The following is a 19138-nucleotide window of genomic DNA, read 5'->3' on the forward strand; positions in this document are numbered from 1 at the left end:
GCCATGACCGACCCCCGAGCTGATCGGTGACGGCTGCCGGCGAAGCTCGGAGTGCAGCGCCGGGTCCAGGCGGTCGTCCTCGCCTCCCACCTCGACCAGCCAAACCCCCACCTGCACGATTCCCACCATGCCGGGAGGCCGGATTCCCCGGTGATCGGATGAGAGCGGGCGAACTCAGTCGGCGCTGAGCAGGTTCTTCACCTCGATGACGTCGGCGATCCCCTCGACCTCCGCCACGAGTCGGGCCATCGTCGCCGACGGCAGCCTCCCGGTCAGCTCCACGATCCCGTCGTGCACGGTGACGGCCACACGCTCCCGGTCAGCCGGTGGGCAGCAGGCTTCGAGCGTGGCCTGAACTTCCGCCCGGATACCGGAATCATCCCTGATCAGCGCCTGCAACAACGCGTCACGACGCACGACGCCCACGAGTCGGCCGTTGCGATCGGTGACGGGCATGCGCTTCACCCGGGACAACGCGGCGAGCCAGGCGGCCTCGGCCACCGTCGTGCCCGGCAGTACCGTGATCGCGGGACTCGTCATCAGGTCGGCGGCCGTCTCGCCCCGGGCCTTGTCGTGCACCCGGCGTTCGCGCAGTCTGCCGATGCGTCCGGGCCGGTGGCCGGAGGCCTCGAACGCGACCTTGGCCAGCAGATCGGCTTCGGAGACCACGCCGACGACATGGTCAGCGGTGTCCACGACCGGGAGCGCGCCCACCTGCTCGCGGGCCAGCAGCCGGGCGATGTCGCGATACGCCTGGTCCTCGCAGAGGGAAGCGGCGGGCACGTCCATCACGTCCCGCACCAGTGGCACACCTGGTTCCTGCGGGAGGCCTGGCCGGCGCGTGGGCGTCACGGTCGACGGTGCCCGCTCCTCGGTGTCCGCGTGCTCGGCCGCACTGCCGGAGTGCTTGGCCGCGGCCGAGGCGACCGCACCCAGGTAGCGGAGCAGCATGTCCTGTCGAGCCGTTTCTCCCGGGCTCCAGGCACGTGCGGAGACACCCTGCCGGGCATCGGCCCCCGCGCGGTGGTTCTCGTGCGCGTTCACAGCGGCCTCCTGACTCTGTCGAGTCGCCTCCCGTCCCAGTCTCCCGTTCTCGCCGCCCGTGCCAAGAGCCGAACGGCCCTGGTGGAACGACGTAAGGGCCCTGTCCGGTGCGGGGTGGGCCGGGAACGCCCTGGGCACCGCACCGCGCCGTCGGACATGGCCGGTCACCGTTCCGGCGCGCTCTCGTTCTGCGGACACTGACCTGCCGCGTGACGGCGGAGGGTCGGCGGACCTCCGGTGGGGACCATTGGCCCCTGGCAGCATGCGCTGCCAACGCCTTCCATGGAGGTGGCGACGGCATCCTTCCGCGCCACCGCAGGGAGGAGGTGAGGCGATGTCCGCTCCCGCACCAGCGAAGAACGCGCAGGCCGTCGCGCGCCCCGGCCCAGAGGCAACCGGCGCCTCCATGCGCGCCCGCGCGGGTGACGAGATCGTGGTACGGAGGACCACGGCCGGGGTCGTCGCGCGAGACGGCGAGATCGTCGGCCTCCACCATCAGGACGGCAGCCCGCCCTACGACGTGCGGTGGGCCGAGGACGGACGAGTGACCCTGTACTTCCCGGGTCCTGATGCGTACGCCTGGCACTTGGTGAGCGGAGGCGGGCATGTCCGGGCCCGGTGACCGCCGACCGATCGTGGTGGGTGTCGATCCCGATCCCGTCCACCGGATGGCACTGGCCTGGGCGGCCGACGAGGCCGTCCGCAGACGGCTGCCGTTGCGCGCCGTCCACGTCGAGGGCGTACCCACCAGGGGCTACCGGAGGCAGGAAGTCCCGCCGTCGTGGGAGGAATGGAACGAGGCACTGCACAAGGCCGGCCAGCAGGTGCTGGAGCAGGCCGTGGCCTTCGTCTCGGCCCGGTACCCGCAGCTCCAGGTCGACGCGCTGCTCGCGGAGGGCGACCCGGTGTGGGTGCTGCGGGAGCAGAGCCGCGACGCCACCGCCGTCGTGCTGGGATCGCGGCACCTGAGCCGGAAGCAGGAGGTGTTCGGCTCCGCGTCGGTCGCTCTGCCGGTCATGGCCCGTACGCGCTGTCCCCTGGTGGTGGTCCCCGAGCCGGAACACGTCACCGAGGAGCCGGCGTACTTCGTCGTCGGCGTCGACGGCAGCGAGCACTCCGCCGCCGCGGTCGACGTGGCGTTCGAGGAGGCGGCCCTGCGCGGCGCCCGGCTGCGGGCCCTGCTCGTCTGGGAGCCAGGACCGCTGAGGGTCTTCGACGAGCACCAGCCGCAGCAGGACTGCCGACGGCTCCTCTCCGAGATCGTGGCCGGACGCCACGCCCGCTGTCCCGAGGTGGACCTGCACCACGAAGTGCTCGTCGGGCACCCCGTCCAGGTGCTCACCGACGCCTCGGCGCACGCGCTGGGCCTGGTGGTGGGGACCCGGGGCCGCGGAGGCTTCGCCGGCATGCTGCTGGGCTCGGTCAGCCAAGGCGTGCTGAACCACGCCCGGTGCCCTGTCATCGCCGTACCGACCCGCGAGTGAACCGGCAGACCGGCACGAAGGGAAGCCGCCGTGACTGCACAACCTCTCGACGTGGACACCGTCGCCGGACTCGTGGCGGACGCCGCGGCGGCGCCCTCGCTGCACAACGCCCAGCCCTGGACCTTCCGCTACCTGCGGGACCTCGGTGTCCTGCGGCTGTACGCGGACCTGGAGCGGGCACTTCCGCGAACCGACCCCGAGAACCGCGGCCTGCACGTGGGGTGCGGCGCCGCCCTGCTCAACCTGCGCGTGGCCGCCGCGGCAGCCGGGCTCGCGCCGGTCGTCCGGCTGCTCCCGGACCCGGCCTGCCCGGAGTTCCTCGCCGAGGCGCATCTGTGCGGCACGGGAACCCCCGACGGGGCGCTCGCCCGGCTGAGCCCTGCGATCCGGCGCCGTCACTCCAGCCGCTTCCCCTTCCGCGAGGAGACGCTCCCCCTCGACGTGCAGGAGACGTTGCGGGAAGCTGCGCTCGCCGAGGGCGCACAGCTGCTGTTCCCCGGCGCATGGCACGTGCAGTCGATCCTGGAGCTGGTGCGGGACGCCGAGGGCAGGGAGGCGCTGGCGCCGGACGTGCGTGAGGAGACGGCGCGCTGGGCGCATACCGGCTCTTCCGGCAACGCCGGGGCCGTTGACGGCATCGCCGCCGAGGCTTTCGGTCCTCGGCAGCGCCACACCACGGTCCCCGTGCGTGACTTCGCCGCCGGTCGTCCGGTGCCCGAACGCGGCTGGGCGCCCTTCGAGAGGGAACCGAACATCGCCCTGCTGGGTACGGCCCACGACGGGCCCGCGGACTGGTTGTCGGCCGGTCAGGCTCTGGAACGGGTCCTGCTCCAGGCCACGACGGACGGGCTCGTCGCCTCGGTCACTTCCCAGCCCCTGGAGTGGCCCGAGATCCGGTGGGCCGTCCGCGACCCCGTCTCCGCGATGGCTCATGTCCAGATGGTCATCCGGCTCGGTCACGGCCCCGAAGGCCCCGCGAGCCCACGGCGGGCGGTGGCCGAAGTGCTCGACGTTCTCTGAGTCCGGACCCTCGAACCGTGGGACAGCGAGGAGGAGCGCATGAAGGTCTCCGAGGTGATGACGGCTCCTCCGGTGTGCGTGGCGCCGAAGGCCACCCTGGCCGAGGTGGCCCTGTGGATGGCCGAGAGCGCCGTCGGGTCTGTGCTGGTGGTCGAGGACGGAGCACTGCACGGCATCGTTACCGACCGCGACCTCGCCGTTCGTGGCATGGGCGGCGGCCTGGACGCGAGGGCCCGGGTGGACGCGGTGATGTCGACCCGCGTCGTCACGGTCGAGGCCGTCGAGGATCTAGGGGCTGCCTATCGCACGTTCCGTCGCACGGGGGTCCGTCGGCTTCCGGTCCTGGACGCGGGCCGGGTGGTGGGGGTGCTGACGATCGACGACCTGTTCCTCGACCTGTTCCGGCGGTTCACCGACCTGCTGGGGCCGGTGGCCTGGAGCGTCCTGCAGGAGCCTCCGGGACCGCCCCAGGAGGCCGGAGCCCCGGATGAACCCTGAACAGGCCCGGCAGGGCACGACCGCACTCCACGAGGACGGTCCGGCGGCGGGCGGCGAGACCGCGGCACAGCCGCCACCCACGGACCGGCCGAGCACCCCTGTGCCGTCGATCCCCTCCCTGCCGGTTCCCGCGGTCTTCGCCGCCCTGGAAAGCTCCCCGCGCGGTCTGACACCGGCCGAGACCACCGCCCGACGGGACCGCCACGGCCCCAACGAGCTGCCCGGAGCGAGCCACGGCCAGGTATGGCGTCGGCTGCTCGCCCAGTTCACCGACCTCTTCGCGGTCGTCCTGCTGGTCTCCTCGGCGATCACGTTCCTCGCCCACTGGCTGGGACAGCCCCGGGACCCGGCCACCCTGCAACTGGCCCTGGCCATCTTCGGTGTGGTGCTGCTGAACGCCGGCATCGGTTTCGCACAGGAGTACTCCGCCGAGCGCACCGCGGAGTCCTTGCAGGCGATGGTGCCGCATACCTGCCGGGTACTGCGGGACGGGGAGCGGCGGGAGTTGTCCGCGCGGGATCTGGTGCCGGGCGATGTGGTGGTCCTGGAGGCCGGGGACGCGGTGCCGGCCGACTGCCGGCTGGTCGAGGCTCAGGAGGCGGCCGTCAACAACGCCGCTCTCACCGGTGAGAGCGAACCCGTCACACGCATCGCGGAACCCGTGCCGCCGGGGCCGCCGCTGGAGGCACGCAACTGCGTCTTCATGGGCACCGACCTGGTCGCCGGCACCGGCAAGGCCGTCGTGTTCGCCACCGCCACGGCCACCGAGTTCGGGAGGATCTTCCGGCTCACCGCCGCCGCCCCGAGGCAGCAGACCCCATTGCAGCGGCAGGTCGCCGTCATGGCCCGCCGGGTCGCGGGCGTGGCACTCGCAACCGGCGCCGCCTTGTTCGCGGTGCGCGCGCCCAGCGGGCAGCCGTTCGTCGACACGTTCGTCTTCTCGCTGGGAGTGATGGTCGCTCTCGTGCCCGAGGGGCTGCCGGCCACGCTCTCCGTGTCGCTGGCGATCGGTGTGCGTCGCATGGCCCGTCGGCACGCACTGGTCAAGCAGTTGCTCGCCGTGGAGGCGCTGGGTTCGACCAGCGTGATCTGCACCGACAAGACGGGCACTCTCACGCAGGCCGAGATGACCGTCGTGCAGCTGTGGGCGGACGGGGTGTCGCACGCCGTGGCGGGAGTGGGGTACGCGCCGGTCGGTGAGATCACCGACGCTCCGCCCGTGCGGGGGCTGTTGCGGGCGGCGGCTCTGTGCAGCAACGCCCGGCTGGTGCGGCCCGCCGGGCGGGACGCGTGGCGGGTGCTGGGAGACACGACCGAGGGTGCGCTGCTGGTGGCGGCCATGAAGGCCGGTCTGGATCCCGCCAAGGAGGAGATGCGGGCACCCCGGGTGGCGGAGTATCCCTTCGACTCGGCGCGGAAACTGATGAGCACCGTCCATCGCGACAGCGACGGGACGTACTTCGCATGTACCAAAGGCGCCCCCCTCGAACTGCTCACCCGCTGCGACGCCCTGGACCAGGGCGAGGGGAAGACGCCGCTGACGGAGGCCGATCGCAGCCGTGTGGTCGCATCCGCGGACGGCATGGCCGGGCAGGGCCTGCGGGTGCTGGCGGTCGCCCGACGGCAGGTCTCCGGGCCTCGGCCGCCGATCGCGGATGTCGAGTCGGAGCTGACCCTGCTGGGGCTCGCCGGGATGTACGACCCGCCCCGGCCGGAGGTACGGGACGCGGTGGACGCGTGCCGACGGGCCGGGATCCGCATCGTCATGGTCACCGGTGACCATCCGCTGACCGCGGAGGCGGTCGCCCGTCGCGTCGGCATCGTGCGCGAGACGGCTCCAGCCGTGGCGACCGGCACCCAGCTGGACACGATGGACGACAGCGGCCTGGACGACCTGCTGACCGGCTCCACCGAACTGCTGCTGTGCCGCGTCAGCCCCGAGCACAAGATGCGGGTGGTCACCGCGCTGCAGCGGCGCGGAGAGGTCGTAGCCGTCACCGGCGACGGGGCCAACGACGCCCCGGCCCTCAAGCACGCGGACATCGGCGTCGCCATGGGCGCCTCCGGCACCGACGTCGCCCGTGAGGCCGCCGTGATGGTGCTGCTCGACGACTCGTTCGCCTCCATCACCACCGCGGTGGGACTGGGCCGCTCGGTCTACCGCAACATCCGCAAGTTCCTGATCTACCTCTTCAGCCACAACATCGCCGAACTCATGCCGATCCTCGCGGCGACCTTCGCCGGGTTCCCGCTGGTGCCGATCACGGCCGTACAGATCCTCGCCATCGACCTCGGCTCCGACGTGCTGCCCGCCCTCGCGCTCGGTGCGGAACCGATGGAACCCGACGTCATGAACAGCCCGCCGAGGCCCCGACAGGAGCGGCTCTTCTCGGCCGCCGTCATGGGCCGCATCCTCTTCCTGGGCGGTATCCAGGCCCTCGGCGTGTGCGCCGTCTTCTTCTGGCACATCCACGCCTCCGGCATCCCCTACACGGACTTCACCAAGGACAGCCCCGTCTACCGCGAGGCGATCACGATGGTCCAGGCCGGCATCGTCGTCAGCCAGTTCTTCAACGCGCTGGCCGTGCGCACCGACCGGCAGAGTGTCTTCCGAGCCGGTCTGCTGAGCAATCCGTGGCTGCTGGCCGCCGGCTGCTTCGGCATCGGGCTGATGGCCGCCATCAGCTACGCGCCACCGCTCCAGTCCGTCTTCAACACCGCGCCGCTGGTCCCCGCCGACTGGGCGGTCCTGGTGGCGTTCGGAGCACTGCTGCTGGCGGCCGAGGAAGTCCGCAAGTGGACGCTGCGGCACCGGAGATCTTCCCCGAAGGGAGGAACGCCATGAGAGTGATCATCGCGGGCTGCGGTCGGCTCGGGGCCACCCTGGCCACGCAACTCGTCACCGAGGGCCATGACGTCCGCCTCATCGACCGCCAGCCCAAAGCGCGGCGGAGCTTGCCACCGGGCTTCCCCGGCGCCTTTCACGTCGGCAACGGCTTCAGCCGCTCCGCGCTGGAATCGGCCGGCATCGCCCATGCGGACGCGTTCGTCGCCGTCACCTCCGGGGACAACAGCAACATCGTCAGCGCGCGCACCGCCAAGGAGACGTACCGGGTCCCGATCGTCCTCGCCCGCATCCACGATCCGCGCCGCGCCGACATCTACCGGGACCTGGGAATCCCGACCATCTCCAGCGTCCGCTGGGCCGTGGGCCGCATCCACCAGATGCTGCTGCACCGGCACCTCACCCCCGAAGTCTCCTTCGGCAACGGCGAGACGCTCCTCGTCCGCTCCCAGCTGCCGTCCTATCTCTCCGGACGGCAGGTCACGGAGTTCGACGTCGACGGCGAGATCCGGGTCGTGGAGATCACCCGTGGCGGCCGCTCGCTGCTGCCCGCACGCGGTGTCCTGGCCGAGCCCGGCGACCTCGTCACCTTCGGTGTCGCAGCAACGGCGCTGGGCCGGCTGAGCGGCTTTCTCGACAAGGAGCTGGGAACGTGAAGGTCCTGATCGCGGGCGCGGGACGACTCGGCACCCAGATCGCCCAGGTGCTGTCCGCCGCCCGCAACGACGTCACCCTCGTCGAGTACGACGACGAGCGTGCAGCGGAACTCGGAGGCCTGCCGCACGTGCGCCTCGTGGCGGGGGACGCCTGCGAGCCGGGCCTGTTGGAGAGCGCGGGCGTGCTGGCCTGCGACCTCGTCATCGCGGTCACCGGCCGCGACGAGGACAACCTGGTCATCAGCCTGCTGGCGAAGCGGCAGTTCGGGGTGGGGCGGGTGGCCGCGCGCGTCAACGAGGCGGAGAACGCCTGGCTCTTCGACCAGCGGTGGGGCGTGGACGCGGCGGTGCCCGCCGCCACCCCGCTGATCTCCCTCATCGAGGAAGCCACCGGAGCCACGGACACGGTGGCACTGCTGCGGCTGAGCAAGGCCGGTGTCGAGGTCATCGAGACCGCGATCACCGAACGGTCCCGGGCCGCCGGTCACACGCTGGGCGAGGTCTCCCTGCCCGCCGGCACCGTGGTCGCCACCGTCGTACGGGGCGGGCAGCCCACTGTCCCGGGTCCCGAGGTGCGGCTGCTCCCCGGCGACGAGTTGCTGCTCGTGTCGCACGAGGCGACCGAACAGGAGATCCACGCGGCTTTCCAGTGAGCTGCCCCGGCACGGGACCGGCTTCGCGTCACTGCTTCTGGCAGCGCACGATCACGACCGGGCAGCTCGCGTGCTGCGACACGTGCTGGCTGACGGAGCCGAGCAGGGCGCGGGCGAACCCGCCCCTGCCCCGGCTGCCGACGACCAGGACCTCGGCTCCTTCGGCTGCTCTCAGCAGGACGTCGGCGGGGTTTCCGTGCACCACGTGGGTCCTGACCGCGTCGGCAGCTCCCGCGCCGAGCACATCGGTCAGTTCCTGGCTCATCTTCTGCCGGGTCTCGTCCTCGTCGACGTCCATGTCCACGGCGGGCGCCGACCAGCCGTACAGGCCCGGCAGCTCCCACACCGCGACGGCGTCCACGGTGCCGCCGACCAGGCCGGCATAGCGCACTGCCCAGCGCAGGGCCTCGTACGAGGACTGCGACCCGTCGACACCGACCACCACCCGGCGCTCGGAGGCATCCTTTTCCATGCGTCCCACCTCTCCTTCGTCCGTGCCCGCCGGGCCGGTACACCTCTGTTCTCCACGCTGCGGGCCTCCTCGCCGCACCGCCAGCGATGAGCATCCAGCGGCATGACGGACGACGGGAGCGACGGTGCCGTCAGCGGCCGAACCTTCACTGCCGTTCGGGCACGACCGCGACCGGGCACTGGGCATGGTGCAGGAGTGCATGGCTCACGCGGCCGAGCTGGAATCCGAAGGCGCTCGTTCGGCGTCGGGCCCCGACGATCACCAGGTCGGCAGCCGCCGACCGGTCCACGAGGACCTTGGCGGCCGGTCCCTCCGGCGTCGCCGGGTGCGTCCGGACATGCGGATACTCGGCGATCGCGGCCTTGAGCCGAGCGTCGACGACAGCGGAGGCACGCTCCTCGTACGTGTCCGCCGGCCCTCCTGTACCTGTCCTGTTGCCGTTCCTGTCGAAGGCGGGCCTGCGCCAGGCATGCACCACGTCCAGGACACAGCCGCGCACTTCGGCCTCCCGGAAGGCGTACCGCACGGCCTCGGTGCTCGTGTCGTCGGCGTCACCGATGCCCAGCAGGATCCGCTCATGCGTGCCCGCGAGCCCCGCCGGATCGCCCCGGACGACGATCACCGGGCAGTGCGCACGGGCCGACACGGCCAGACCGACCGACCCGAGAAGCAGTCCCTTGACCTCGCCCCGGCCACGCGAACCCGTCACCAGCGTGAGGGCCTGGCCGCCCTCGTGGACGAGAGCGGCCACCGGGTCCTCCGGGATGATGTCGGTGGTCACCTTGACATCCGGGTTGCGCCGTTCGGCACGATCGGCCGCCGAAGCCACGATGTGCTCGGCCAGCACCTGCTCGGAAGGGCGCCCCGGGCCCACCGAAGGAAGGCCGGCCTCATAGCGCTCCCACAGGGAGGCGTACACGAGCCTCATCGGAGCACCGTGGCGTACGGCCTCGTCCACGGCCCAGTCGACCGCCGTCAGACACGAGTCCGACCCGTCGACGCCCACCACCAGAGGGAGTGTCATCGTCCCCACCGCCTTTCCTGGGTGCCTGGCGTACGGCACATGGGGGTGACCTTCACCGTCGCATCCCCGTGGCACAGGTCGCGAGGGCGGTTCGACCCGTGCCGGGGGACCTTCGGCCCCGCTACCGCTCGTGGTTTCGCTCGTACGCCTGCCGCACGGAGGCGGCGACCCGGTCGACCAATCCCGGGAGCGCCGACCGCACCGCTTCGCTCAGGCGCGCGCCGAGTTCGACGTCGGCCACCTCCATGGCGTGCACCACGAGACTCGGCGGCAGCTGGTCGAGGGCCTCCGCCAGGGCGAGGCACTCCCCGAGGCCGAGCGCATGCGTACTCGCCGTACCCGCTGTTCGGGCGGCCGCGTCCGCCGCCGTGAGGGTGTGCAGCTCCCCTGGCCGGCTCGGCCGTGCACGGAGCGCTTCCACCACGACCACCGTGTCAGCGCCGCGCCACAGGTCGAGCATGCGGGCAGGTTCACCGTCGCTGACTGCCAGGACGGTTCCGTCGGGAACCCGGGCCCGCAAGGCCTCCACGGCTGCCGGGCCGACACCGTCGTCACCGCGCAGGGGATTGCCCACGCCGATCACCACGACCCGCCGGCTCATGCGCGTTCCACGGTGACGTCGAGGAAGTGGGCGGCACAGGAGATACAGGGATCATGGTTGCGGATGGCCCGTTCGCAGAGACGAGTCAGTTCCTCGTCGTCGGCGGCCGGCTCGGGCCCGTCGAGGCGAGCCTGGACAGCTCTGCGCACGTCCTCCTCGATGGCCGTCTGGTTCTGAGCCGTGGGCGGGACGATGCGGGCCTCGGTGAGCGTGCCGTCCTCCGTGAGCGCGTAGCGGTGGTACAGCAGGCCCCGGGGCGCCTCGGTGGCGCCGACGCCCACGCCCCGGCGGGGCGGGACCTCGACAGCCGGCCGGGGAGGTGGTTCGTATCCGTCGATGATCCGCACGGCCTCCTCTACGGCCTGCACCACTTCGATGGCCCGTACGACGATGCTGCGGAAGGGGTTGTCGCAGATGGCGCCGGCCGCGGGATCACCGAGACCGGCTTCCCCCGCCGCCTCGGCAGCCACGGGATGCAGCCACTGGCCGTTGATCGCGTAGCGGGCCAGCGGGCCGGTGAGGTAGCGGCGGCCGTCGAGCGTGGCCGTCAGGGCGGTTGAGTGGGGTACCTGCCCTTCCCGGACGTGCTGTTCGAAGTCGGACAGGGGGATCGAGTGCGGCGCCCGGCCTTTGTCGGCAACGGCCATGACCGCCGGTGTCCCGGTGTCGACGGCGTACCGGCCGGGGTCGCGCAGCGCGAACAGGTCGTGGTCGCACACCGCGTCGGGGAAGTCGAACGCCGCTACCCAGCGGACGGTCTCCAGCGCGTCGTCCCGGGCTTGCCGCAGCCGTTCCGCCAGAGGGCGTAGCTCGTCCGCTGTCGGCGTCCGGTAGAAGCCGCCGATCCGGACGTTGACCGGGTGGATGGGGCGGCCGCCGAGCTGTTCGACGATCGCGTTGCCGGCCTGCTTGAGCCTCAGGCCGCGCTCGACGGCCGCTCGGTGGTCGCGGGCGAGTTCCACGACGTCGGCACGCCCCAGGAAGTCCGGGGCGTGCAACAGGTAGATGTGCAGGGTGTGGCTCTCGATCCACTCGCCGCAGTACAGCAGGCGGCGCAGCTGCGCGAGGGGGCCGTCGACCGTGACGCCGCTGGCGTTCTCGATCGCCTGGCAGGCGCTCATCTGGTAGGCGACCGGGCAGATGCCGCAGATGCGGGCGGTGATGTCAGGGGGTTCGGTGTGGCCCCGGCCGGTCAGGAAGGCCTCGAAGAAGCGTGGGGGTTCGTAGATGCGCAACCGCGTCTCGGCGACCGTGTCACCCTCGACGCGCAGGTGGAGGGCAGCCTCGCCTTCCACCCTGGCCAGCGCGTCCAGCCGCAGGACGCGGGTTCCGCGATGGTTCATGCGAGCCTTTCCGGGCGGGGGTCCGTCAGGCCGGAGGGCTCTGTCGCTCCTCGGCCGCGAGGTCGGGTACGGGGGCATATTCCGGCGACGCGGCGTTGAAGGTGCGGAAGACACGCTGGACGTCCCGCTCGCTCATCCCGTCGTGGCGCAACTGGGCGATCATGGAGCGCAGGTTGGGTTTGCTCGACGGTCCGAAGCAGCCGTAGCAGCCGCGACCGTAGGCGGGGCAGATGGCACCGCACCCCGCGTGCGTGACCGGGCCCAGACAGGGGGTGCCGTGGGCCACGGTGATGCAGGTGGTGCCGCGCCTCTTGCACTCGAAGCAGACGCTGTGGTTGGAGATCTGGGGCCTGCGGCCGGCCAGGTAGGCGGTGATGACCTCGAGGAGCTGGCGACGGTCGATGGGGCACCCACGCAGCTCGAAGTCGACCGGCACATGGGCCGAGATCGGTGTCGAGGTCTCCAGCGTGGCGATGTACTCCGGCCGGGCGTAGACGGCGGCGAGGAAGTCGTCGACGTCGGCGAAGTTGCGCAGGGCCTGGATGCCGCCCGCGGTGGCGCAGGCCCCGATGGTCACCAGGTACCGGGAGATGCGGCGGACGTGCTGGATCCGCTCGGCGTCCTCGACGGTGGTGATCGACCCTTCCACCAGGGAGAGGTCGTACGGCCCCCGGCCCTCCAGCTGCGCGCGTTCCCTGTCGGCGCCCTCGGCCGGGGTCATCTCCAGGAAGTGGTCGATCCGTACGCGCTCGGTGAGGCCGAGGAGTTCGTCCTCGCAGTCCAGCAGGGTCAGCTGGCAGCCGTCGCAGGAGGCGAACTTCCACACGGCGAGCGTCGGCCGTGTGCGAATGACCGGGCCGAGGTCGGTGACCATGTCACAACTCCCTCACAAGGAGCAGGGGCGCCACCCGGTCGTAGCCGACGACCGGCCCGTCGCGGCACAGCAGGAGCGGACCGAGCTGGCAGTGGCCGCAGTGGCCGGTGGCGCAGTGCATGTTGCGTTCCAGGGACACCTGAACGCGGTGCGCGGCCAGGCCCCGCACCACGAGGTCGCGAGCGGTGTGCCGCATCATCACCTCAGGCCCGCACACCAACGCGCAGGTCCGTTCCGGGCGCAGTTCGAGGCGGTCCAGGAGCGTGGTGACCACGCCCACCGCGCCCTGCCAGCCCGGGGCGGGCCGGTCGACGGTCACCTCCACCCGGGCCTGGCCGCGCCAGCTCTCGACCTCGTCGCGGTAGACCAGATCGGCAGGGGTACGGGCGCCGACGAGGACCGCGAGCGGACCGTACGCCGCCTGCCGGTCCAGGACGGCGTGGACGACCGGCCGCAACGGTGCCAGACCGATGCCGCCGGCGACGATCAGAACATCGTGGCCGACCGCCGCTTCGAGGTCCCAGCCGGTGCCGTACGGCCCGCTGAGCCCGACGCTGTCACCCGGGCGCAGTCGGCAGAGGGCGGCGGAGACCGCACCCACCGCACGCACGGTGTGTACGAGCCCTCCGTGGCGGCCCTGCAGGGCGCTGGCAGAGATGGGCACCTCACCGACCCCGAACGCGTAGAGCATCGCGAACTGCCCTGGTGCGAAAGGCGGGAGTCTCCGTCCGGCCGGTACGAGCTCGATCGACCGGGTGTCGCCGGTCTCGTCCCAGGTGCCGGCGACCCGGTACGGCAGCGGGGGCGTCACAGTGCTCATGGTGGCTCCGGCGCCGATGCCGACGTCCCGGACTGTGTCCAGTCGTGCAGGGCGGCCGCTTCCTCGGTGATGTCGATGCCGACGGGGCACCACACGATGCAACGCCCGCAGCCCACGCAGCCGGACGAGCCGAACTGGTCGTACCAGGTGCCGAGTTTGTGGGTCATCCACTGCCGGTAGCGGCTGCGCGAGGAGCCACGGACCGGACCGCCGTGCAGCTGGGAGAAGTCCAGGTCGAAGCAGGAGTCCCACAGCCGCCACCGCTCCGCGTGGTCACCGCTGAGGTCCGTGACGTCCTCGGTGGTGGTGCAGAAGCAGGTGGGGCACACCATGGTGCAGTTACCGCACGTCAGGCACCGCCCTGCGACGTCGTCCCAGCGGGGGGCGTCGAGGGTCCCGGCCATCAGCTCCCGCAGGTCGGCTTCGGGCATGGTCCTGCCCATGCGGTCCGCGGCGGCCGTGACGCCCGCGCGAGCCGTCTGTCGGGTTTCGGGGTCGGCCGGACGAGCGGGCAGTTCGGCCAGGATCTCCGCGCCTTCCTCGCTGCCGCTGCGCATCCAGAAGCGATGCCCGTCCTCGTCGACCACTTCCGTCATCACCAGGTCATAGCCGGGACCGGCAGCGGGTCCGGTGCCCATCGAGACGCAGAAGCACGTGGCGCCGGGCTCCGTGCACTCGACCACGATCAGCAAGGCCCCGGAACGCCGCCCCTCGTAGCCGGGATCGCGGTACGCCCCACCGGTCAGTACGCGGTCCTGGATGGCGATGGCCCTCAGATCGCAGGGGCGCACACCCAGGAAGGCGTACCGAGGCGGCGTGGCCTGGTCTGCCGTGAAGACCAGCTCCCCCTCCACCCGGTCGGCACTCCATTCCCGCACCCGTGCCGGGTGCAGGAAGGACTTCCACGACTGGGGACCCGCCGCGTTCGCGAAGGCCGCGCCGTCCGGCCGCTCCCGCAGCCGGTACCGCCCGGCCTCCAGCTCCACTCCCCATCCGTACGGCAACTCGTCGGCCGACCGCAGCTCCGCCAGCACGATCGCACCGTCCCGCACCGTGGGGCCGACCACGGTGAACCCGCGCCGGACCAGCACGTCCACGAGCACGGCCATACCGTCCTTGCCCATGACGAGCCCGCCGGACGCGGGCGGCTGGGAGGCATGCACATCGGCGTCGGTGCTCATGACCGACCTCCTTCGGCACAGCGGACGGCACGTGGAGCCCCGCCGTCCCCTCACACCTACGATCGCAGCATTTCGGCTGTGGCGCCGCGCCGACAGAGCCATGTGGACACACACGCGGGGTCCGTTGGTCCCGGTGACCGGGGCCAACGGTTGTGGTGGCTGATCCGTCCGCGACACCGCCGACCGGCTCTCCGACTCCCCTGGCCCCCAGGCCCTGGAAGCCGTCGAGGAGACCCACCGGCTGCTCGTCCAACGGCTCCTTCCGCACGAGTACGCCGAGGAGCACGAGCTGTACCCGGCCCTCGCGCCGACGCTCGGCGGACCCGAGGCCACCGCCACCATGAGCCGTGCCCACACCGAAATAGAGCGTCTCTCCCGCCGCATCGCCATCCACCTGCAACTTGCCCACGCAAGCGGGGGCCTCTCCCCCGAGCAACTCGACGACCTGCGCTCCTGTCTGTACGGCCTGAACACCGTCCTGCGCCTGCACTTCACCCAGGAGGAGGAGAACTACTTCTGCCTCGCTCCCTGAACGACGGCATCGTCAGGCTCCGTGTTCCGCGTCGGCAGGCGATAAGGACGACATGGATCTGAGCCGTCCGGCCGCGGATCGGGGCCCTTCGACCCAGTGCGGACGGGGCCAGCCGGGCGGATGGTCGATAAGGATCCGAAGGAAGGAGGGGCCGGCATGCCGTGGGAGACCATCCGCAAGGGCACCCCGCTGGGCACCGCCCCCAATCTGCGCGACTACGACAAGGAATGCGCGAGCTTTTCGTGGCAGGCGGCACGCGGCAGGCTGCAGGGGCTGCCCGGTGGGCGGGGACTGAACATCGCGCACGAGGCCGTGGACCGGCACGCGGCGTCGGAGCGAACCACAGCGGTCGCGCTGCGCTGCGTGGGACGGGACGACTCCGTCACCTCGGTGACCTACGGGGAGCTGGCCCGCTCGACGGCACGGTTCGCCAACGTGCTCCGCGGCCTCGGAATCGGGTACGGCGACCGGGTGGTGACGCTGCTGGGGCGCTGCCCCGAGCTGTACACCGTGGTGCTCGGCGCGCTGAAGAACACCAGTGTCCTGTGCCCGCTGTTCTCCGCGTTCGGACCGGACCCGGTGTTCCAGCGGATGACGCTGGGTGACGCGGAGGTGCTGGTCACCACGGCGGACCTGTACCGCAGGAAGGTCGCCGGGCGACGCGGCGCACTCGCCGCCCTGCGCCACGTACTGATCGTCGGCGAGGGCGCGGACGAACTGCCCGGCACCCTGTCCCTCACCGCGCTGATGGCCGACGCGTCCGACACCTTCACGATCCCGCCGACCTCTCCCCACGACATGGCCCTGCTGCACTTCACGAGCGGCACGACCGGCATCCCCAAGGGGGCGGTGCACGTGCACGAGGCGGCCGTGGCCCACTGCATGACCGCGCTGTACGCCCTCGACCTCCACCAGGACGACGTGTTCTGGTGCACCGCGGATCCGGGCTGGGTGACCGGCATGTCGTACGGGATCGTCGCCCCTCTCCTGCACGGCGTGACGGTCGTGGTGGACGAGGGCGACTACGACGCCCGGCGCTGGTACCGGATCCTCGCCGAGCAGCGGGTGAGCGTCTGGTACACGGCGCCGACGGCGCTGCGCATGCTGATGCGGACCACACCGAGGACGGGCCCTTACGACCTGCCGCGCTCCTTCGACCTGAGTGCGCTGCGGTTCATCGCGTCGGTCGGCGAGCCGCTGAACCCGGAGGCGGTGGTGTGGGGGCGGGACGTGCTCGGGCAGCCGGTGCACGACAACTGGTGGCAGACCGAGACCGGCGCCATCATGATCGCCAACTTCGCCGCCTGCGACATCCGCCCCGGCTCGATGGGTCGTCCGCTGCCCGGTGTGGAGGCGGCGGTGCTGCGGCGCGGCGAGGACGGCCGGGCCGACGTCGCCGACGGGCACGTCACCGTACTGGAGGAGCCCGGCGTGGAGGGCGAACTGGCGCTGCGGCCCGGCTGGCCGTCCATGTTCCGCGGCTACCTGCACGACGAGCCACGCAGTGCGGCGGCCTTCGCGGACGGCTGGTACCTCACCGGTGACCTGGTACGGCGCGACGCCGACGGCTGGTACTGGTTCATCGGGCGCGCCGACGACGTCATCAAGTCGGCAGGACACCTCATCGGGCCGTTCGAGGTCGAGAGTGCTCTGATGGAGCATCCGGCGGTCGCCGAGTCCGGGGTCATCGGCCGGCCGGACCCCGTGGCAGGGAACATCGTCAAGGCGTTCGTCACGCTGCGGCCCGGCTTCGACGCGAGCAGCGCGACCCGGCGGGATCTGCTGGCCTTCGCCAGGCGCCGGCTGGGCCCGGCCGTGGCGCCCCGCGAGATCGCCTTCGACCAGCACCTGCCGCACACCCGCAGCGGCAAGGTCATGCGCCGCCTGCTGCGGGCACGGGAACTCGGCCTGCCCGAGGGCGACATCTCCACCCTGGAGGACTCCGCTTCGGAGGCCGCCTCCACGGCGAGGACGGAGCAGCCCGCATGACCACCACACGCAGCGCCCGCGCACCACGGCCCGCCGCCCGGCCGAACCGTCAGGCCGCACATCGCCTGGCCCTGCTGGAATCCATGCTGCGAGTCCGCCGGTTCGAGGAACGCTGTGTGGAGCTGTACAGCGCGGCACGCATCCGGGGTTTCATGCACCTCTACATCGGCGAGGAAGCCGTGGCCGTCGGCGTCAACGAGGCCCTCACTGACGACGACGCGGTCGTGTCGACGTACCGCGAACACGGCCACGCGCTCGCCCGCGGCGTTCCGGCTGAGGCGATCATGGCGGAGATGTTCGGCAAGGTCACCGGCTGCAGCCGAGGCCGTGGCGGCTCGATGCACCTCTTCGACGCCGGCCGCCGCTTCTACGGCGGCAACGCGATCGTCGGCGGCGGGCTCCCCCTCGCGGCCGGCCTCGCCCTCGCCGGCCGCATGACCGGGCGCAACCGCGTCACCTGCTGCTTCTTCGGCGACGGCGCCTTCGCCGAGGGCGAGTTCCACGAGACGGCCAACCTCGCCGCGCTCTGGCAGCTGCCCCTGCTGCTGGTCTGCGAGAACAACCTGTACGCGATGGGCACGGCGCTGGCCCGCCACCAGGCCCAGACCGACCTCGCGCTGCGCGCGGCCGCGTACGGCATGGTCTCCTGGGCCGTCGACGGCATGGACGTCTTCGCCGTCGAGGACGCCGCCCGGCGGGCCGCCGAAGGGGTGCGTGCCGGAACCGGTCCGCACTTCCTGGAGATGCGCACGTACCGCTTCCGCGCTCACTCCATGTACGACTCCGACCGCTACCGCGACAAGGCCGAGATCGAGCACTGGAAGGAACGCGACCCGGTCGAGGGGCTCGCGCGGCGGCTGCAGGATGCGAAGGAGCTTTCCGACAAGGCCCGCACAGCCTTGGAGGACCGTCTGGCCGCCGAGATCGACGCGGCCGTGGAAGCGGCCGAGCAGGCTCCGGAAGAGCCCGTCGAGGATCTGCTGAAGTACGTCACCAGCCCGGTGGAGGTGACCCGGCCATGACCACGACGACGCACACGTGTGTCGCCGAAGCCGCCGCGCCTTCCGGCCGGAAGACGACGTATCGGGAAGCCATGCGTGAGGCCATGCGCGAGGCGCTGCGCAGCGACGAGCGGGTGTTCCTGATGGGCGAGGACGTCGGCCGGTACGGCGGCTGCTTCGGTGTCAGCCTCGGCCTGCTGGAGGAGTTCGGGCCCGAACGGATCCGCGACGCCCCGCTGTCGGAGTCGGCGTTCGTCGGTGCGGGCATCGGTGCCGCTCTGGCGGGCATGCGGCCGATCGTCGAGATCGTGACGGTCAACTTCAGCCTGCTGGCCCTGGACCAGATCATCAACAACGCGGCGACCCTGCTGCACATGTCGGGCGGCCAACTGCCCGTACCGATCGTGATCCGGATGACCACGGGCGCGGGACGACAGCTCGCGGCCCAGCACTCGCACAGCCTGGAGGGCTGGTACGCGCACATCCCCGGCCTGCGGGTCCTGGCCCCGGCGACCCTCACCGACGCCCGGTACATGCTGGCCCCCGCGCTCGCCGACCCCGACCCGGTGCTGATCTTCGAGCACGGCACCCTGTACAACGTCTCGGGCGACCTGCCCGCCGACGCCGGGCCGGTCGACATCGACCACGCGGCGGTCCGTCGGCCCGGCACGGACGTCTCGCTGATCACGTACGGCGGCTCCCTGCCCAAGGCATTGGCCGCCGCCGACGACCTCGCGAGCGGCGGCATCAGCGCCGAGGTCATCGATTTGCGCACGCTGCGCCCCCTGGACGACGCCACCGTCGCCGACTCGGTCGCGCGCACCCACCGTGCCGTCGTCGTCGACGAGGGCTGGCGCACCGGCAGCCTCGCCGCGGAGATCTCGGCACGCCTCACCGAACAGCACTTCTACGACCTCGACGCCCCCGTGGAGCGGGTGTGCAGCGCCGAAGTGCCCATACCCTACGCGCGCAGGTTGGAAGAGGCCGCGCTGCCTCGGGTCGACGGAATCGTCGCGGCCGCGCACCGCGCCGTGGGTGAACCGGTGCCGACCGGAGCCAACGGGGCGGAACGGCAACCGGTGACCGGAAGGTCGGGCTGAG

18 protein-coding genes and 1 pseudogene are annotated in these 19138 nt (G+C 71.7%); 11 read left to right on the forward strand and 8 right to left on the reverse strand.

The annotated features are described in order from the left end of the window. Positions 1-174: 174 nt before the first annotated feature. Positions 175-1044, reverse strand: coding sequence for a CBS domain-containing protein (locus ACZ41I_RS26775; protein WP_468515222.1), 870 nt, complete (start codon positions 1042-1044; stop codon positions 175-177). A gap of 334 nt (positions 1045-1378) precedes the next feature. Between ACZ41I_RS26775 and ACZ41I_RS26780 the strand changes: the two genes are divergently transcribed. From ACZ41I_RS26780 to ACZ41I_RS26810, 7 genes are read left to right on the forward strand one after another with little or no spacing between them, the layout of a single operon-like run. Continuing rightward, positions 1379-1666 carry a DUF1918 domain-containing protein gene (locus tag ACZ41I_RS26780; protein WP_468515223.1) on the forward strand — a complete coding sequence of 96 codons (288 nt, stop codon included), beginning with the start codon at positions 1379-1381 and terminating at the stop codon, positions 1664-1666. Further along, positions 1650-2528: a universal stress protein gene (locus ACZ41I_RS26785; protein ID WP_468515224.1), complete on the forward strand. Its 879-nt coding sequence runs from the start codon at positions 1650-1652 to the stop codon at positions 2526-2528. Before ACZ41I_RS26780 ends, ACZ41I_RS26785 begins: the two co-directional genes overlap by 17 nt. 30 nt (positions 2529-2558) lie before the next feature. Beyond that, the gene (locus ACZ41I_RS26790) at positions 2559-3548 is read left to right on the forward strand and encodes an Acg family FMN-binding oxidoreductase (RefSeq protein WP_468318107.1); all 990 of its coding nucleotides are present in this window, start codon (positions 2559-2561) and stop codon (positions 3546-3548) included. 39 nt (positions 3549-3587) lie between these two features. Further along, the gene (locus ACZ41I_RS26795) at positions 3588-4046 is read left to right on the forward strand and encodes a CBS domain-containing protein (protein ID WP_468318104.1); all 459 of its coding nucleotides are present in this window, start codon (positions 3588-3590) and stop codon (positions 4044-4046) included. Continuing rightward, the gene (locus ACZ41I_RS26800; protein WP_468515225.1) at positions 4036-6891 is read left to right on the forward strand and encodes a cation-translocating P-type ATPase; all 2856 of its coding nucleotides are present in this window, start codon (positions 4036-4038) and stop codon (positions 6889-6891) included. The genes ACZ41I_RS26795 and ACZ41I_RS26800 overlap by 11 nt, the downstream gene beginning before the upstream one ends. Next, entirely contained in the window at positions 6888-7547 is a 660-nt protein-coding gene (locus ACZ41I_RS26805; RefSeq protein ID WP_468515226.1) for a potassium channel family protein, read from the forward strand. Before ACZ41I_RS26800 ends, ACZ41I_RS26805 begins: the two co-directional genes overlap by 4 nt. Further along, positions 7544-8200, forward strand: coding sequence for a potassium channel family protein (locus ACZ41I_RS26810; RefSeq protein ID WP_468318095.1), 657 nt, complete (start codon positions 7544-7546; stop codon positions 8198-8200). The genes ACZ41I_RS26805 and ACZ41I_RS26810 overlap by 4 nt, the downstream gene beginning before the upstream one ends. 28 nt (positions 8201-8228) lie before the next feature. Here the strand turns inward: ACZ41I_RS26810 and ACZ41I_RS26815 are convergent, their stop codons facing one another. The 7 genes from ACZ41I_RS26815 to ACZ41I_RS26845 form a co-directional block, all read right to left on the reverse strand. Beyond that, positions 8229-8672 (reverse strand): universal stress protein, encoded by a 444-nt coding sequence (locus tag ACZ41I_RS26815; RefSeq protein ID WP_468515227.1) that lies wholly within the window; start codon positions 8670-8672, stop codon positions 8229-8231. A gap of 145 nt (positions 8673-8817) precedes the next feature. Further along, positions 8818-9696 (reverse strand): universal stress protein, encoded by an 879-nt coding sequence (locus ACZ41I_RS26820; RefSeq protein WP_468318089.1) that lies wholly within the window; start codon positions 9694-9696, stop codon positions 8818-8820. 121 nt (positions 9697-9817) lie between these two features. Further along, positions 9818-10297 carry a hydrogenase maturation protease gene (locus tag ACZ41I_RS26825; RefSeq protein ID WP_468515228.1) on the reverse strand — a complete coding sequence of 160 codons (480 nt, stop codon included), beginning with the start codon at positions 10295-10297 and terminating at the stop codon, positions 9818-9820. After that, positions 10294-11640, reverse strand: a complete 1347-nt coding sequence (locus ACZ41I_RS26830; RefSeq protein ID WP_468515229.1) for a Ni/Fe hydrogenase subunit alpha — start codon at positions 11638-11640, stop codon at positions 10294-10296. The genes ACZ41I_RS26825 and ACZ41I_RS26830 overlap by 4 nt, the downstream gene beginning before the upstream one ends. A gap of 25 nt (positions 11641-11665) precedes the next feature. Continuing rightward, complete coding sequence (locus ACZ41I_RS26835) at positions 11666-12514, reverse strand: NADH-quinone oxidoreductase subunit B family protein (protein WP_468318081.1); 849 nt, start codon at positions 12512-12514, stop codon at positions 11666-11668. 1 nt (position 12515) lies between these two features. Next, entirely contained in the window at positions 12516-13334 is an 819-nt protein-coding gene (locus tag ACZ41I_RS26840; RefSeq protein WP_468515230.1) for an FAD/NAD(P)-binding protein, read from the reverse strand. Next, positions 13331-14515 carry a 4Fe-4S dicluster domain-containing protein gene (locus tag ACZ41I_RS26845; RefSeq protein ID WP_468515231.1) on the reverse strand — a complete coding sequence of 395 codons (1185 nt, stop codon included), beginning with the start codon at positions 14513-14515 and terminating at the stop codon, positions 13331-13333. Before ACZ41I_RS26845 ends, ACZ41I_RS26840 begins: the two co-directional genes overlap by 4 nt. Positions 14516-14678: 163 nt before the next feature. Here ACZ41I_RS26845 and ACZ41I_RS26850 point away from each other — a divergent pair. The 4 genes and pseudogenes from ACZ41I_RS26850 to ACZ41I_RS26865 form a co-directional block, all read left to right on the forward strand. After that, positions 14679-15047: pseudogene (locus ACZ41I_RS26850) on the forward strand (hemerythrin domain-containing protein); the annotation flags it as partial. A 156-nt stretch (positions 15048-15203) separates the two neighbouring features. Beyond that, a complete protein-coding gene (gene acsA, locus ACZ41I_RS26855) occupies positions 15204-17036 on the forward strand; it encodes an acetate--CoA ligase (RefSeq protein WP_468515232.1) in 1833 nt (610 codons plus the stop codon). Beyond that, positions 17033-18058, forward strand: a complete 1026-nt coding sequence (gene pdhA / locus ACZ41I_RS26860) for a pyruvate dehydrogenase (acetyl-transferring) E1 component subunit alpha (RefSeq protein ID WP_468515233.1) — start codon at positions 17033-17035, stop codon at positions 18056-18058. Before acsA ends, pdhA begins: the two co-directional genes overlap by 4 nt. Next, on the forward strand, positions 18055-19137 hold the full coding sequence (locus tag ACZ41I_RS26865) for an alpha-ketoacid dehydrogenase subunit beta (RefSeq protein ID WP_468515234.1): 1083 nt from the start codon (positions 18055-18057) through the stop codon (positions 19135-19137). Before pdhA ends, ACZ41I_RS26865 begins: the two co-directional genes overlap by 4 nt. The last annotated feature ends 1 nt before the right edge of the window (position 19138 follow it).

Source organism: Streptomyces sp. NPDC030799, from assembly GCF_055572255.1.